At 60.6% G+C, this 14845-nt stretch carries 13 protein-coding genes; 11 read left to right on the top strand and 2 right to left on the bottom strand.

The annotated features are described in order from the left end of the window. Positions 1 to 210 precede the first annotated feature (210 nt). The 4 genes from recO (at position 211) to nagZ (ending at position 3453) form a co-directional block, all read left to right on the top strand. The gene (gene recO, locus AC1D1J_RS12465) at positions 211 to 960 is read left to right on the top strand and encodes a DNA repair protein RecO (protein WP_477694853.1); all 750 of its coding nucleotides are present in this window, start codon (positions 211 to 213) and stop codon (positions 958 to 960) included. 12 nt (positions 961 to 972) lie between these two features. After that, positions 973 to 1779, top strand: coding sequence for a pyridoxine 5'-phosphate synthase (locus AC1D1J_RS12470; protein WP_477688063.1), 807 nt, complete (start codon positions 973 to 975; stop codon positions 1777 to 1779). Between the two features lie 152 nt (positions 1780 to 1931). Further along, positions 1932 to 2330: a holo-ACP synthase gene (gene acpS, locus AC1D1J_RS12475; protein ID WP_477688064.1), complete on the top strand. Its 399-nt coding sequence runs from the start codon at positions 1932 to 1934 to the stop codon at positions 2328 to 2330. Between the two features lie 64 nt (positions 2331 to 2394). Next, positions 2395 to 3453 (top strand): beta-N-acetylhexosaminidase, encoded by a 1059-nt coding sequence (gene nagZ / locus AC1D1J_RS12480; RefSeq protein ID WP_477688065.1) that lies wholly within the window; start codon positions 2395 to 2397, stop codon positions 3451 to 3453. A gap of 138 nt (positions 3454 to 3591) precedes the next feature. On the opposite strand, the gene AC1D1J_RS12485 is transcribed toward nagZ, so the two are convergent. Continuing rightward, on the bottom strand, positions 3592 to 4104 hold the full coding sequence (locus AC1D1J_RS12485) for a YgjP-like metallopeptidase domain-containing protein (protein WP_477688066.1): 513 nt from the start codon (positions 4102 to 4104) through the stop codon (positions 3592 to 3594). A 135-nt stretch (positions 4105 to 4239) separates the two neighbouring features. Next, the gene (gene lysS, locus AC1D1J_RS12490) at positions 4240 to 5796 is read right to left on the bottom strand and encodes a lysine--tRNA ligase (RefSeq protein ID WP_477688067.1); all 1557 of its coding nucleotides are present in this window, start codon (positions 5794 to 5796) and stop codon (positions 4240 to 4242) included. A gap of 152 nt (positions 5797 to 5948) precedes the next feature. Here lysS and AC1D1J_RS12495 point away from each other — a divergent pair, with 152 nt between their 5' ends. The 7 genes from AC1D1J_RS12495 (at position 5949) to glnT (ending at position 14834) form a co-directional block, all read left to right on the top strand. Next, positions 5949 to 7436, top strand: coding sequence for a lipid II flippase MurJ (locus tag AC1D1J_RS12495; protein WP_477694854.1), 1488 nt, complete (start codon positions 5949 to 5951; stop codon positions 7434 to 7436). A gap of 18 nt (positions 7437 to 7454) precedes the next feature. Beyond that, the gene (locus AC1D1J_RS12500; protein ID WP_477694855.1) at positions 7455 to 8273 is read left to right on the top strand and encodes an aldolase/citrate lyase family protein; all 819 of its coding nucleotides are present in this window, start codon (positions 7455 to 7457) and stop codon (positions 8271 to 8273) included. Beyond that, positions 8270 to 8824, top strand: coding sequence for a sugar transferase (locus AC1D1J_RS12505; protein WP_477688070.1), 555 nt, complete (start codon positions 8270 to 8272; stop codon positions 8822 to 8824). Before AC1D1J_RS12500 ends, AC1D1J_RS12505 begins: the two co-directional genes overlap by 4 nt. 95 nt (positions 8825 to 8919) lie before the next feature. Beyond that, on the top strand, positions 8920 to 10320 hold the full coding sequence (gcvPA, locus tag AC1D1J_RS12510; RefSeq protein ID WP_477688071.1) for an aminomethyl-transferring glycine dehydrogenase subunit GcvPA: 1401 nt from the start codon (positions 8920 to 8922) through the stop codon (positions 10318 to 10320). 1 nt (position 10321) lies between these two features. Continuing rightward, positions 10322 to 11746, top strand: coding sequence for an aminomethyl-transferring glycine dehydrogenase subunit GcvPB (gene gcvPB, locus AC1D1J_RS12515; protein ID WP_477694856.1), 1425 nt, complete (start codon positions 10322 to 10324; stop codon positions 11744 to 11746). A gap of 9 nt (positions 11747 to 11755) precedes the next feature. Then, positions 11756 to 13510, top strand: a complete 1755-nt coding sequence (gene asnB, locus AC1D1J_RS12520) for an asparagine synthase (glutamine-hydrolyzing) (protein WP_477688073.1) — start codon at positions 11756 to 11758, stop codon at positions 13508 to 13510. A 19-nt stretch (positions 13511 to 13529) separates the two neighbouring features. Then, positions 13530 to 14834 (top strand): type III glutamate--ammonia ligase, encoded by a 1305-nt coding sequence (gene glnT / locus AC1D1J_RS12525; protein WP_477694857.1) that lies wholly within the window; start codon positions 13530 to 13532, stop codon positions 14832 to 14834. Positions 14835 to 14845 lie beyond the last annotated feature (11 nt).

Raw genomic sequence — 14845 nt, forward strand, 5'->3', positions numbered from 1 at the left:
GCCCCCACGGTCGCTCACTTCGTGTAGCTCCCGAGGCCTTGCAGGCCGCGGCTCGCGAGACGCTTCGCCTCTGTCGCCCGTCCAAGCCTGCGCAGGCAGGCTCGGAGCCGCGGGCTCCAGCCCCTTGGGGGCCGCTCGCCTGCGGCCTGGCAAAGCCAGTTCCGCGGCTCATGCTGGCCTGCCTTCTTTAAACCGTTTGAATCCCTGAACATGGCCACCAAGCGTATAGGTGACGAGCCCGCCTACGTCCTGCACCGCTACGACTGGAGTGAATCCAGCCTGATCCTGGAGGTGTTCACCCGCAAATATGGCCGGGTGGCTCTGGTGGCGCGGGGGGCCAAAAAGCCGAGTTCCAGTTTCCGGCCGATCTTGTTGCCGCTGCAGCCGCTGCACATCGCCTTCGGCGGTGACGCAGAAATCCGTACCCTCAAAAGCGCCGAATGGCAGGGTGGCCATGTCATGCCCACTGGCGATGCCTTGCTGTCGGGTTATTACCTCAACGAGCTGCTCATGCGCCTGATGGCGCGTGACGACCCGCATCCCGTGCTGTTTGACGCCTACGCCGCCACGGTGCAATTGATCGCTGCACAAAGTGCCGAAACCCTGCAGCTGGCGCTGCGCGCATTCGAGTTGCGGCTGCTGCGCGACATCGGTCTTTTACCCCTGCTGGACGCCGAAACCGCCACGCTGGCGCCGCTGGTCCCGGGCACCCGCTATGTACTTGTACCCGAGGCCGGGCTACGGCAGGCGCATGACGACGACCGCGTCAGCCTGCCCGGCGGGCAATGGCAGGCGCTGCAGCAGGCGCTGGGCGACGAGGCCCTGTTTTCCGACACCGTACGGGCCTGTATCCCCGGTTTTAATGAGCTCAAAACCCAGTTGCGCAGCCTGCTGCACTACCATTGTGGCGTCAAGGTCCTGAAAACCCGGCAGATGATGATGGACCTGCAAGCTTTCTAACGAGCAACCGCCATGAAACTTCTTTCACCCGCTCCCCTCGTGTCCCACACCTACGACAAGACCGCACTGTCGGTCAATGTCAACAAGGTCGCCTTGCTGCGCAACTCCCGCCACCTGGATATTCCCAGCGTGCGCCGCGCCGCCGAGCTTTGCCTGGAGGCTGGGGCCCAGGGCATCACGGTGCACCCGCGGCCCGACGAGCGCCATATTCGCCCTGACGACGTCTTTGAACTCGCTGCGCTGATGAAAGACTGGCCCGACCGCGAATTCAACATCGAAGGCAACCCGTTCCAGAACCTGATGGGCTTTGTGCACGACCTGGCCGCCCGGGGCCTGCCGCTGCACCAGTGCACCTTTGTGCCGGACAGCGAGGACCAGTTCACCAGCGACCACGGCTGGAATTTCCCCGAAGATGCTGAGCGCCTGCTGCCCCTGATAGAACAGGTGCATGACCGCCGTGTGCGGGTCAGTCTGTTCATGGACCCGATTCCCGAAGCCATGGCAGCGGCCAAGGCCGTGGGCGCCGACCGGGTGGAGTTTTATACCGAAACCTACGCCCGCGCCTGGGCAACCCCTGAAAAGGCCGAAGTCCTCGCACGCTTTACCCGTGCGGGCCAGGCCGCTGCCGCAGCCGGCCTGGGCATCAACGCCGGCCACGACCTGAACTGCGACAACCTCACGGAGTTTGTACGCGAAGTCCCCAACGTGCTGGAGGTGTCGATAGGCCACGCTTTTGTTGCCGACGCGCTCGAGTTGGGTTACGCCGCGACCACCAGGCGTTACCTGCATTGCATCTCCCAGGCGTTTGCCCCCGCATGATTGGAGCCCCCACGGTCGCCCACTGCGCGCAGCCTGCGGCATCTCCCTGCCCCTTTCATCACGAAAGGGGCCGCCCGCCTGTGGCCCGGCAAAGCCGGTTCCACGGCTCATGCTGGCTTTTTGCGTGTCACTTTGCGGCGACTGGGTGCTAGATGATTTACGGTATTGGAACTGACATCTGCGACGTGCGCCGCATCCGCGCCAGCCTTGAGAGGCATGGCGAACGTTTTGCCCGCAGGATCCTGAGCGACGGTGAACTCGCCACCTGGAAACACCGCAGCGCGCGCTGGCCCGACCGCGGCGTCAGCTACCTTGCCACCCGGTTTTCGGCCAAAGAAGCTTTCAGCAAGGCGATCGGCACCGGCATGCGCATGCCCATGACATGGCGCAGCTGCGAAATCGCCAAGGCGCCCAGCGGCAAACCCGAGATCGTGCTGCACGGCACGCTCAAGGCCTGGTTTGAAGCCCGCCAACTCACCGCCCATGTGTCCGTCACCGATGAAACCGATTACGCCGCCAGTTTTGTGGTTGTAGAGAAAAACAGCCTCTAGCGCCCGCCAGCCGTGCGCCACCAGCTATCAATTTAATAGTAATTCATTCCTGAGTTTCAATCCCATGACCCAGCACGCCCCCCTCATCATCGACATCGCCGGCCTTACGCTGACCAAAGCCGACCGCCGGCGCCTCAAGGACCCATTGACCGGCGGGATCATCCTGTTTGGCCGCAACTGGCAAGACCGCCGGCAACTGAGCGCGCTCTGTGCTGAGATCAAGAGCATCCGGCCGGACTTGCTGATTTGCGTGGACCACGAGGGCGGCCGCGTGCAACGCTTCAGGACGGATGGTTTTACCCACCTGCCGCCCATGCGCGCGCTGGGCTCGCTGTGGATGAAGGACCAGCTTGCGGCCACCAACGCCGCCACCGCCTGTGGCTACGTGCTGGGCGCCGAGTTGCGCGCTTGCGGCGTTGATTTCAGTTTCACGCCGGTGCTGGATCTCGATTGGGGTGAAAGCGGCGTCATCGGCGACCGCGCCTTTGGACGCGACCCGCGCGTCGTCACGCTGCTGGCCAAAAGCCTGATGCACGGCTTGCTGCAAGCCGGCGTCGCCAATTGCGGCAAGCACTTCCCCGGCCATGGGTTCGTCAAGGCTGATTCACACACCGACATCCCGGTCGACAAACGCAGCCTGAAGGCCCTCTTGGCCGACGACGCCGCGCCTTATGAATGGTTGAACACCACGCTCACCAGCGTGATGCCGGCGCATGTGATCTACCCCAAGGTGGACGCCCGGCCGGCAGGTTTTTCGGAAAAATGGCTTACTTACATCCTGCGCGGCCAGCTGGGTTTTGGCGGCGCGATTTTCAGCGACGACCTGAGCATGGCTGGCGCCCGGCTCATCGACGGCAAGGAAGTCAGCTACACCGAGGCTGCCATCACTGCGCTGAACGCCGGCTGCGACATGGTCCTGCTGTGCAACCAGTCGGTAGGGGAGGGCAAGCCGGTGGACGAACTGCTGGACGGTATGGCCGAGGCGCTGCTCAAGGGTCGGTGGGAAGCGCTGGAGTCCAGCGAGCTGCGCCGGCTGGACCTGCTGCCTGCAACGCCTGCCCACGAATGGGATGAGCTGATGCTGCACCCTGCCTATATGCACGCGATGGGACTGATTCCCTGAGAGTGCCTTGAGGCGGCTCCAGGTTGCTATTAAATATATAGCTGCTTGCGCCCGTTCGCATTGGCTTTCAGGCCTATTTTTCATAAATATGGCCCCACTGCAGGTCCGTACGAATCGAACCTGACGGAGCCGTCATCTTCAGGCTGAAGGCCACTCCAGCCGGCCCACCGCATCCATGTGCGTCAGGTACACCCGCAGGTCAAATTCATACTGGTGGTAGTGCGGCTCCATATGGGTACAGAGCTGGTAGAAAGCCTTGTCGTGCGCTTTTTCCTTCATGTGGGCCAGTTCGTGCACCGCAATCATCCGCAAAAACTCTTCGGGCACTTCCCTGAACAGCGTGGCCACGCGGATTTCGCGCTTGGCCTTGAGCTTGCTGCCCTGAACCCTGGAGACGGTGGTGTGCGTGCCCAGCGCATGGGCAATCACGTGCAGCTTGCTGTCAAACGCGACTTTGGAGAGCGGTTCCGAGCTGCGCAAAAACTCGCTTTTGAGCCCCATCACGTAGTCGTACAGGGCCTTGTCCGTCCGCACGCCATGGGCGAGGGGGTATTTGGCAAGCAGCATCGCACCCAACCGGCCTTGTGCCAGCAGCTGCCGCACCTGCGTCTGAAGACTGTCGGGGTAGCCGAGAAGGTATTTGAGTGGCATATGGTTCACCCCCGTCCAGACTCACTGCGTGTAGCCTGTTCCCCCCTCAAGGGGGCGGCGCCAGCGGTCTGGCAAAGCCAGTCCCGCGGCCCCTGCTGGTGTGGAATCGCGTATGGCGAAGTGCGCGATCGTGGGCTAAACCTCACGTCGCAGCGCGGGGAACAGAATCACATCGCGGATGCTGGGGCTGTCGGTCAGCAGCATCATCAGCCGGTCTATGCCGACCCCGCAGCCGCCGGTCGGCGGCATGCCGTATTCCAGCGCGCGGATGAAGTCGTGGTCATAAAACATGGCTTCGTCGTCACCGCTGTCCTTGGCGGCTACCTGGGCGTTAAAGCGCGCGGCCTGCTCTTCAGCGTCGTTCAGCTCACTGAAACCATTGCCGAATTCGCGGCCGGTGATGTAGAGCTCAAAGCGTTCCGTCACCTCCGGGCGGCTGTCGTTTGCGCGTGCCAGGGGGGAGATTTCGGTCGGGTGCTCCATGATGAAGGTCGGCTGCCAGAGCTTTTCTTCCACCGTTTCCTCAAAATAAAGCACCTGCAGGCTGGCCAGCGAACGGGTCGAGAGGCGGTCTTTTTCCTCGCTCATGCCGAGCTTCTTGAGGGCGTTCATCAGCCAGGCCGCATCGTCCACATGCTTGCCGGCCTCGGTGTGCTTGAGGATGGCTTCACGGATCGTCAGGCGTTCAAAGGGCTTGCTCAGATCAATTGGTCCCCCGAGCCGGCCGGTTCCATAGTTCAGCTCGAGCGACCCGCAAACTTTTTGTGCCACGTCACGGATCAGCGCTTCGGTAAACGTCATCAGGTCCGAGTAATTCCACCAGGCGGCGTAGAACTCCATCATGGTGAACTCGGGGTTGTGGCGGACGCTGATGCCTTCGTTGCGGTAGCTGCGGTTGATCTCAAAAACACGCTCGAAACCGCCGACGATGAGGCGCTTGAGGTAGAGCTCAGGCGCGATGCGCAAAAACATCTCCTGGTCCAGCGCGTTGTGGTGCGTCTTGAACGGCTTGGCATTGGCGCCGCCCGGGATGGGGTGCAGCATGGGGGTTTCGACTTCAAGGAAATCGTTTGCGACCATGAATTCACGGATGCTGCTGACCGCCTTGCTGCGCGCCATGAACCGTTTGCGCGCGTCCGCATCCATGATCAGGTCGACATAACGCTGGCGGTATTTGACTTCCTGGTCGGCCATGCCGTGGAATTTGTCGGGCAGGGGGCGCAGGCTTTTGGTGACCAGGCGCAGGCTGGTCGCATGGATCGAAAGTTCACCGGTCCGGGTCCGGAACACCGTGCCGGTCGCCTCGACGATATCGCCCAGGTCCCAGTGCTTGAAGGCGCTGTGGACTTCCTCGCCGACGCCCTCATTGTTGATATAGAGCTGGATGCGGCCGCCGGTAGGGCCGAACGAAGCATCCTGCAGCGTCGCAAAGCTCGCCTTGCCCATCACTCGCTTGAGCATCATGCGGCCTGCGACATGAACCTTGATCGCCAGCGGCTCGAGTTCCTCGTTGGTCTTGTCGCTGTACTTTTCGAAAACCTCTGCCGCCCGGTGCGTCGGCTTGACGTCGTTGGGGAAGGCGACGCCCCGGCCTTCGGCCTGCCGTTGGCGCATGGCCTTGAGCTTTTCGCGGCGTTCGGCGATCAGCTGGTTCTCGTCTTGGACAGGGGGCACGGTGTTGTTATCGGACATGGTCAGAAGGTGTAAAAACGATCGGGGGCGCTGCCAAAGCCGGTTTGCAGCTGTTGCGGACAAAGCGCCAAACCGTTGATTTTAGTTTTTTAAGTGGCTGGTTTCCCCATTCAGGGCCGGCTGCCCCCATTTAAGCCTTGATAATCCCGCCTATGTACCTGCGCGCCGGCGTTTTTTCCCTGGGTTTGCTCATGGCCAGCCGCCTGCTCGGCCTCCTGCGGGAATCGGCCCAGGCCGCTGCTTTTGGCGCCACCGGACTTGGCGACGCGGTGATTGTGATGTTCACCCTGCCGGACTTGCTGGTCGGCATATTGTTCAGCGGCGCCCTGGGTTATGTGTTGTTGCCGGAATGGGCGCGCCAAACGCCTGCGCAACAGGATGCCAGCCAGAAAAAGGTTGCGCGGGTGCTGCTCGGAACCGGTCTTGTTCTGGCTTTGCTGATCTGGTTGCTCCGGGATGCTGTGGTTTGTGCATTGGCGCCGGGCCTTCGCGGCGAGATGGCGGCACTTGGTGCCAGTTCCCTGGGATGGAGCGCAGCCGCCTTGCCGCTGGCCCTTCTTGGGGCTCTGTGGGCCACACGCCTGCAACACGAGCGCGATTTTGCCGGTATGTATGCGGGTAACCTGATCATCAACCTGATGCTGGTGGGCGCATTGTTTCTTGTTCCGTCTGCAGTGCCGGGCGGGCAGATTGTGATGGGACTAGGCTGCGTGCTGTGGCTGGCCATGGCGGGCCGCCTCGGCTGGCTTGCCTGGCGGCTGCCGAAAGCGGCCCGCGATACCGTAGATGCCGATCAGCCTGCCGCTTCCTTGCCCGGCGCTAGCATCTGGCTTTGGGCCGCGCTGTCTTCAGGGTTGCTGCTATTGCTTCCACTGATGGGCCGCAGTATGGCTTCCCAGGCCGGGGAGGGCGTACTGGCAAGCTTTAACTATGCGTGGAAGCTGGTGGAGTTGCCGCTGGTGCTGGCGATACAGCTGGTAGCCGCTCTGGCCTTTCCCGCCATTGCACGTACCAAGTCAGGCACGGGCGCGCGCGAGAGGGCACTGCAGACGGCCTTTTTGCTGGCCTGGACGCTGGCCTGCATGTCGATCGCTGTGGTTACCACGTTTTCGTTCCCGATCGCCGCGGTGCTGTTTGGCTGGGGCCGCATGAATGCTGCGTATTTGCAGGTAATTGCAGATGGGGGCGCTGTTGGTATATGGTCATTGCTGCCGCAGGCCCTGATGGCCGTGCTGCTGACCGTTATGGCTACAGAGCGGCGTATGCATATCGCGGTTTGGGCATATGCTGCCGGTGCTCTGGCGTTGGCCCTTACTGCCTGGGCCGGGTTGGCCAGCGGGATGCGGGTCATGTGGACCCTTAATACAGTGCTTGGCAGTGTGGCGGTCATGATGATGCTGATCGAGCGCCGCAGCCTTTCTCGGGCCTTGCCATGGGGTGCTATGCTGGCGCCGCTGCTGGTTTGCGTAGGGCTGGTCGCCTTGAAACCCTGGTTACCCATATGGAGCCAGCCAGGGATGTTGCTGGCCTGCTTTTTATATGCGACTGCCGTGATGGCTGCTGCGGTGGCGGCCAGCCCAATTCTGCGGGGATTGGTTCTCTCCAGAGTAGGGCATAAAGCGGCCGGACGTGTTCAATAATTGCGCCAAAGCTGTCCCATGATTGATTTTCTAGCCATTACCAACCAAGCCGACTTCGCGCAACAGTGCGACCAGATGCCGGGCATACGCATCTTTGTGGACCTAGAACGCAACGGCAAGGCAGAACGCCAGGCAGGGCGAAACACCTTTATCAGTACGCACCGGATGGATGATGTGTCGGTCATCCGGGATGTACTGCAGCGGTCGCCGCTGATGGTTCGCGTCAATCCCTACCAACCATCGGACCCGAACGCCAGTAAAACCGAGGTGGATGAAGTGCTTGCTGCAGGTGCTGACCTGGTGATGCTGCCGATGTTTACCAATGCAAGTGAACTTCAGGCGTTTATTGGTCTGGTGGCTGGGCGTGTGCCTGTTGTGGCATTGCTGGAAACCGCAGGAGCGCTGGCGTCGCTGGATGAATGGATAGCCACGCCAGGGCTCCATGAGGTCTTCGTGGGCCTTAACGACCTGCACCTTTCATTGGGACACCACTTTATGTTCGAACCGCTGTTGCGAGGGCACGTGGAGCGGGTTGCGGTTGCCGCGCACAAACAAAATCTCCGTTTTGGCTTTGGCGGCATTGCGCGTGTCGGGGAGGGACAGTTGCCGGGGCAGGACGTGCTGGCCGAACACCTGCGGCTGGGATCGCGGGCGGTTATCTTGTCTCGCACCTTCAGCGGCGGCGGCGGGGAGCGTTCTTTCCGCCAGGGGGTTGAGGAACTTCGCAAAGCCGAGCAGGCGCTTGCAGACCGGACCGTTGCTCAGGTCGAGGCTGATCGCGCCAGAATTGCGGACTTGATCCGCTTGCTGGCTAAACCTGTTGGACAAGGCGCATGAAGCGGCTGATGGATATTGTCTTTTCGCTGGCCGCGTTGCTTGCCTTAAGCCCGATATTGATTCTGACGGCCATGGCTATCGCAATGGAAGGGGGTTTCCCGGTGATTTTCCGGCAGACTCGTATTGGTCTGGGCGGACGCGAGTTCGAGATGTTCAAATTTCGAAGCATGAGGAAGAATGCCGCGGCCACCGGCCCCTATTTCACCGAGACAAATGATGTCCGGATAACCCGGGTCGGTCGCCTAATCCGCCGTACAAGCATTGACGAACTGCCTCAAATAATCAATGTCCTGCGCGGCGATATGAGCCTGGTAGGCCCGAGGCCCGATGTGCCGGCCCAGCGTGGCCTCTATACCGCTGATGACTGGGCGCGGCGCTGTAGTGTGCGGCCAGGAATCACTGGATTGGCGCAGGTGAATGGCCGTTCGGACAGTACGTTCGAGTTGCGTCTACACTTTGATCTTGAATACGTCGGCCAGGCAACCTGGTGGCGCGACTTGCAGATTATGTGGATGACCGCGCGCCAGCTCGGTGGGAAGCAGTCCAACTGAACGGTCCATCGTTGCGTGCACGGCGCATACTCAGGTGCCAAACCCTATAATCCGGCTATCGCGATTCCCAACAGCGCCTCGACCGCTGCAATTACGTGAACCAAAGACAAGCTGAATCCGTCATGGAGCAAAAGCCGATCGGCTACAACGTTCACACGGGCTCCGACCGGCGGGCGATGCTTGAGGCCATAGGGCTTTTTTCGGTGGAGCAGTTATTTGCGGACGTGCCGAAGCAGGTTCGCCTTCGGCGCGAGCTTGACATCCCTCCCGCGCTCAGTGAATGGGAGCTGATGCGTGATGTCATGGCGATGGCCGGGCTGAACCAGACAGTGCTCACGCATTCGAATTTTCTCGGTAGCGGTGCCTACGAACATTACATCCCAGCCGTTGTCGACGCCATCGTCTCCCGCGGCGAGTTCCTAACGGCCTATACGCCTTATCAACCCGAAATGAGCCAGGGCCTGTTGCAAGCCCTGTTCGAGTTTCAGGTGCTCGTGGGCAGGTTGCTGGGCCAGGAATCCGTCAATTGCTCGGTTTATGACGGCGCGACGGCGCTTGCCGAATCGTGCTGGATGATGTGTTCAGCCAGCGGCAAGCGCCGCATCGTGGTCGCGCAAGCCCTCTGGACCGAATACCGCGAAGTGCTGACAACCTATCTGGAGCCGCGTGGTGTGCGGCTCGACAGCGTAGGGAATGACGCTGGCACTGGCCGGATCGACGCGGCGGCCGTGGCCGCATTGTTGGCGTCCGGCGATACTGCCGGCGTCGTGTTGCAAAGCCCCAATGCCCTTGGCGTTATCGAGGACGTTGCAGCACTTTCCCCGATTTGCAAACAGGGGCGGGCACTGCTTGGCGTATGTGTCAACCCGCTGCTTTGCGGGTGGATCGAAGCGCCTGGCAGACTCGGAGCCGACATCGTCGTCTGCGAAGGCCAACCTCTTGGCTTGCCGCTCAGTGCAGGCGGGCCTTATGTCGGCATCATTGCTTGCAGCAAGCCGCTTGAACGGTATCTGCCGGGTCGGCTTGTCGGCCGGGTGCACGACCTCAACGGCAAACTTGGTTATGCGCTGGTCAAGGAAGACCGCGAGCAGCACGTGGCACGCGACAAGGCTACCAGCCACATCTGCTCCAACCAGGCACTCAATGCGATTCGCGTTGCGATCTACCTAGTTTGTCTGGGTGATGCAAATTTCATGCGAATCGCCGAGACCAATGCGGCCAATGCGGCCCTGCTGCATGAACTGCTGGTTGCGCTTCACGGCGTCAAGCCGCTGCGCAGTGGCGCTTTTTTCAACGAATTTTCGATCGAGTTGCCTGTTGCCGCCACGGTCTTTTGTGCGCGCATGCGCAAGCTCGGACTTTTTGCGGGTGTGCCAGTCGCGGCTGAGTTGGCGGGCCACGAGCGTGGCCTGCTGGTTGCGGTCACTGAAACCAAATCACGCGCCGATATCGAGGCTTATGCCGCGCATGCGCGGGCTTGCCTGCAGGAGTGCTGAGATGGCCGCTACGTCCGCTTCCCAGACCATCACTGAATTGCACCGCTCTGGCGCGGCCAGCGATGTTTTTGCCGGACGCCTGTCCGGGAAGACCCCTGCGCCGCCGGCTTTTGCACGAGCCCGTACCGCCATTGGACTTCCCGAAGTCAGCGAGGTCGACGTCGTCAGGCATTTCACCCGCCTGAGCCAGGAGTCGCACGGCGTTGACAACGGACCGTATCCGCTTGGCTCCTGCACGATGAAATACAACCCGAAGCGCAATGACGAGCTTGCACGCCTCTCGGGCTTTGCCAATGCCCACCCGATGCAGGACACCGACACGCTGGGCGGCGTATGGGAGATGTACGAGCGGTTGCAGGCCATGATTTGCGAGATTACGGGTATGGACGCCTGCTGCCTGGCGCCCGCTGCCGGTGCCCATGGCGAACTCGCAGGCCTGCTGGTGATCCGCGCACATTTTGCACAGCTGAATAACCGTCGTCCAGTGGTGCTGGTACCCGACTCGGCGCATGGCACTAATCCGGCGTCGGCTGCCATGGCGGGTTTTGACTGCCGTATCGTGCCATCCGACGTCAAGGGCCGGGTCGATCTTGCAGTGCTGCGCGGAATGCTGACTCCCGATGTCGCGGCTTTCATGCTGACCAATCCTTCAACCCTGGGCCTGTTTGAGGACCAGATCGTCGAGATTGCTGACGCGGTTCATGCCAATGGCTCGTTGCTCTATTACGATGGTGCCAACCTCAACGCGTTGATGGGTATCGTGCGTCCCGGCGACATGGGTTTTGATGTGGTTCATGTCAATGTGCACAAGACTTTTTCAACGCCGCATGGCGGCGGTGGACCGGGCGCCGGTCCGGTCGCGGTCAAGGGCGCGCTGGCTGCCTATCTGCCGAGCCCGGTCGCAGTTCGAAAGAACGGCGTGGCTCAACGAGACGATGACAGGCCGCTTTCCATCGGTCGCATGAAAAACTTCCACGGCCATGTTGGTGTGTTGCTGCGTGCTTACGGCTACTTGCGCACTATGGGTGGGGCCGGCTTGCGACAGGCGTCCGAAAACGCGGTGCTGAATGCCAATTACCTGCAGCACCGGCTGGCGCCAATGTTGCCGCCGGTTTACGACCAGTTCTGCAAGCATGAAACCCTGTTGTCGGGCGAGAAGCTCAATACATCGGCACGCCAGTTCGCCAAGCGGCTCATCGATTACGGCATCCATCCGCCAACGCTGGTAGGTGCGGGCTGCGTTTATTTCCCGGGTGACCTCAAGTCTGCGATGTTGATCGAGCCGACCGAAACAGAGACCAAGGCCAGCCTGGACTACCAGGTGGAAATTTTCCAGCGGGTCTTTGATGAGGATGCTACCGACGAAGCGCTTGTCGAAAGTGCACCGCTGAGCCGAAAAATTGCACGAATTGATTTGAAGACTTAAGGATTTGCCATGTGTGGAATAGCTGGCGTGGTCAACGCTGCGGGTACGACCAAAGATGATGTCTGGAAGATGATCGACTGCATCAAGTATCGTGGGGTCGATGAGCAGGGTGTGGAGGACCTTGGGCAGGCGGTGCTGGGTCACGCACGACTTGCGGTGGTGGATCCCGAAAACGGCATGCAGCCCATGTCGAGTACCGACGGCAAGGTCTGGGTTGTTTTCAACGGCGAAATCTTCAATTTCATTGAGTTGCGCGAACAGCTCAAGGCCAAGGGCTACAAGTTCAAGTCGCGCTGCGACACCGAGGTGCTGGTGCATCTGTGGTGCGAAAAGGGCGAAAAAATGCTCGACGACCTGGTCGGCATGTTCGCTTTTTTTATCTGGGATCAGCGAACGGAAACCGGCATGCTTGCGCGAGATCGTCAAGGTATCAAGCCGTGCTTTTATGCCTCTTATCAAGGGGGCCTGGCTTTCGCCAGTGAAATAAAGGCCATCCTTGCGTTGCCGAAATTTAAACGCAAAGTCAATGAATCCGCGCTTGGCAATGTCTTTACCTTCAACTATTGCCCTCCGCCGGAGACTTGCTTTGAGGGCATTCGCCATCTGCCGCCCGGCACTTTTATGCGTTACGGTGCGGGCAAGCTCTCCGAGCCGGTGCGCTACTGGAACTGGCCTCTCGATGGCCCTCGTGTTGATGCGTCTCAGGAACAGCTTGAGCAGGCACTCAACGAGGCAATCAAGCTGCAGATGAGGTTTGACGTCGACGGTGGCCTGTTTCTTTCTGGCGGTGTCGACTCGTCGGTGATCGCCAATCGGCTGGTGCCGCAATGGAACCGGCCGCAGCTCGATGCAATCGGCTTGCGCATCGAGGACAAAGGATTTTCGGAGTACTCCTATGCTGAGCGCGTGGCGTCGGAGCTCGATATCAATCTGAAGCCGCTTGATATCAAGCCAGCCGACATTCCTGAGATTGCACAAACTGTGGTGCGGCACGCGGAACAGCCACACGGTGATTTTTCATTCTTTTTATTCTTCCTTCTCTCACGCGAGGCTCACAAGCAGGGGAAGATCGTGATGTTCACGGGTGACGGGCCTGACGAGGTCATGCTCGGCTTCCGTCACAACGAACAGTTTTTCTCGGAAATGACACGCACCAATTTTCCGATGCGCAGCTACTTCGACCTGATCAGCTACAGCACCGAAAAAGACCGTCATCGGATGATGAGCCCGACTTTTTTCCCGCACACTCAGGGCGCCCTCGACAGATTCATGGAAATCATCGAACCGTTCGGCGACCTTGAGCCGGCAGAGCAGGTTGCAGCCTATGAACTCAACTCGCTGATGCCGGGCAACAATTCGGTCAAGGGTGACCGTATGGGGGCCTGCTGGTCAATTGAGGGTCGCGCGCCTTTTCTCGACCACCGCGTTAGCGAAATGTTTGCACGCCTTCCGGTGACTTCAAAATTCCGTGATGGCATCGGCAAGCATTTTCTGAAGCAGGCCGCAGCGAGCTATTTCGACCACGATTTCGTCTTCCGCCCCAAGACCATGCCGACCCTGCCGATTGGCGAATGGATCAAAGGACCACTTTATACCTGGGCACGCGATGTACTGAATCTGCCTGATGGTGGCCGTTTCGACCGTAATGAGCTGCTGGTAATGCTGGAGGAGCACCGTAGTGGTCTACACAACCACACGAAACAGCTGCGTACTCTGTTGATGACCAAACTCTGGCTGCAGGAGTTTTTTCCCGAAAACGCATAAACAAAAACATAGGCTGGACATGGCGGATTTTGATTACTACCTGGCGCAGTTTGTCGACATTCATGGGCGGCCCAAGGCCAAACTGGTACCCGGCAAGCACAAGGACATGATCTTTGGCGCCGGCGCCGGCTTTGCCGGCTTTGCCATTGCCGGCATGGGCATGGGGCCTCACGGCCAGGAGTTCATGGCGATCGGCGATCGCGGCGATGTGCGGCCGGTACCCTGGTTGCCGGGTACTGCGGTCGTCGCCTGCGATGGTCATGTCCAGGGCAAGCCGCACGCGCTCGATTCGCGCGTGATTGCGAAGAAAGCGCTGGCCGAATTCCGTGAGGAGACCGGGCTAACCTTCTTCTCCGGCCTTGAGCCCGAGTTCTTCCTATTGCGCAAGGACGATAGCGGCTCCTATGCCGTTGCCACCGAGTCTGAGTCGCTCGACAAACCCTGCTACGACTTCCGCCACCTTTCCTCGGTTACGCCGTTCCTCATGGAACTTCGTGCTGCGCTCGAGGGCGCAGGCATTGATGTCTACCAGATTGACCATGAGGACGCGAACGGCCAGTTCGAGATGAACTTCACTTACGCCGACGGGCTGCGCACGGCAGACAACCTGACCTATTTCAAGATGGCTGCACAGGCGATCGCGAAGAAGCACGACATGCTCTGCAGCTTCATGCCGAAGCCATTCGCCGAACGCTCCGGCAGTGGTCTGCACATGCACATGTCGGCCGGCAAGGCTTTCGGCGATAACGCGTTCGAGGATCCAGCTGACCCCAGCGGCATGCGGCTCAGCGCGCTCGCTCGCCATTTCCTTGGCGGTCTGATGGCGCACGCGCGCGGCCTGACCGCGATCGCCGCGCCCTGTGTCAACTCGTACAAGCGGCTGGTCTCACGCGGGTCGCGTTCCGGCGCGACTTGGGCGCCGGTCAACATCGCCTGGGGCGACAACAACCGCACCGCTTTCGTACGGGTGCCGGGCGGCCGGCTCGAACTGCGCGTACCGGACGCTTCGGCCAATCCCTACCTGCTGACGGCGGCGATCGTGCACGCCGGCCTCGATGGCATCCGCCGCAAGCTCGACCCGGGCCAAGCCTGCAACGAAAACCTCTACGCGTTGAACCTTGACGAACTCTCCGCGCGCGGCATCGCGCGGCTGCCGGCCTCGCTACCCGACGCGCTTGATGCTCTCGAAGCCGACACCGCCCTGTGCGCCGCTCTCGGCCAGCGGTTCGTCGACGAATTCGCGAGGCTCAAGCGCCTCGAATGCGACGAACTGCTGCTCAATGTATCGCCGGCCGAGTTCCGGCGTTACGTCGATTTTTTCTGAAGATGCCCGAC

It is taken from the genome of Polaromonas sp. P1_F8, assembly GCF_056405635.1.

Bases quoted from the DNA above. Each gene is read 5' to 3' on its own strand.
- recO (WP_477694853.1), top strand. From the start codon at position 211: ATGGCCACCAAGCGTATAGGTGACGAGCCCGCCTACGTCCTGCACCGC.
- AC1D1J_RS12470 (WP_477688063.1), top strand. From the start codon at position 973: ATGAAACTTCTTTCACCCGCTCCCCTCGTGTCCCACACCTACGACAAG.
- acpS (WP_477688064.1), top strand. From the start codon at position 1,932: ATGATTTACGGTATTGGAACTGACATCTGCGACGTGCGCCGCATCCGC.
- nagZ (WP_477688065.1), top strand. From the start codon at position 2,395: ATGACCCAGCACGCCCCCCTCATCATCGACATCGCCGGCCTTACGCTG.
- AC1D1J_RS12485 (WP_477688066.1), bottom strand. From the start codon at position 4,104: ATGCCACTCAAATACCTTCTCGGCTACCCCGACAGTCTTCAGACGCAG.
- lysS (WP_477688067.1), bottom strand. From the start codon at position 5,796: ATGTCCGATAACAACACCGTGCCCCCTGTCCAAGACGAGAACCAGCTG.
- AC1D1J_RS12495 (WP_477694854.1), top strand. From the start codon at position 5,949: ATGTACCTGCGCGCCGGCGTTTTTTCCCTGGGTTTGCTCATGGCCAGC.
- AC1D1J_RS12500 (WP_477694855.1), top strand. From the start codon at position 7,455: ATGATTGATTTTCTAGCCATTACCAACCAAGCCGACTTCGCGCAACAG.
- AC1D1J_RS12505 (WP_477688070.1), top strand. From the start codon at position 8,270: ATGAAGCGGCTGATGGATATTGTCTTTTCGCTGGCCGCGTTGCTTGCC.
- gcvPB (WP_477694856.1), top strand. From the start codon at position 10,322: ATGGCCGCTACGTCCGCTTCCCAGACCATCACTGAATTGCACCGCTCT.
- asnB (WP_477688073.1), top strand. From the start codon at position 11,756: ATGTGTGGAATAGCTGGCGTGGTCAACGCTGCGGGTACGACCAAAGAT.
- glnT (WP_477694857.1), top strand. From the start codon at position 13,530: ATGGCGGATTTTGATTACTACCTGGCGCAGTTTGTCGACATTCATGGG.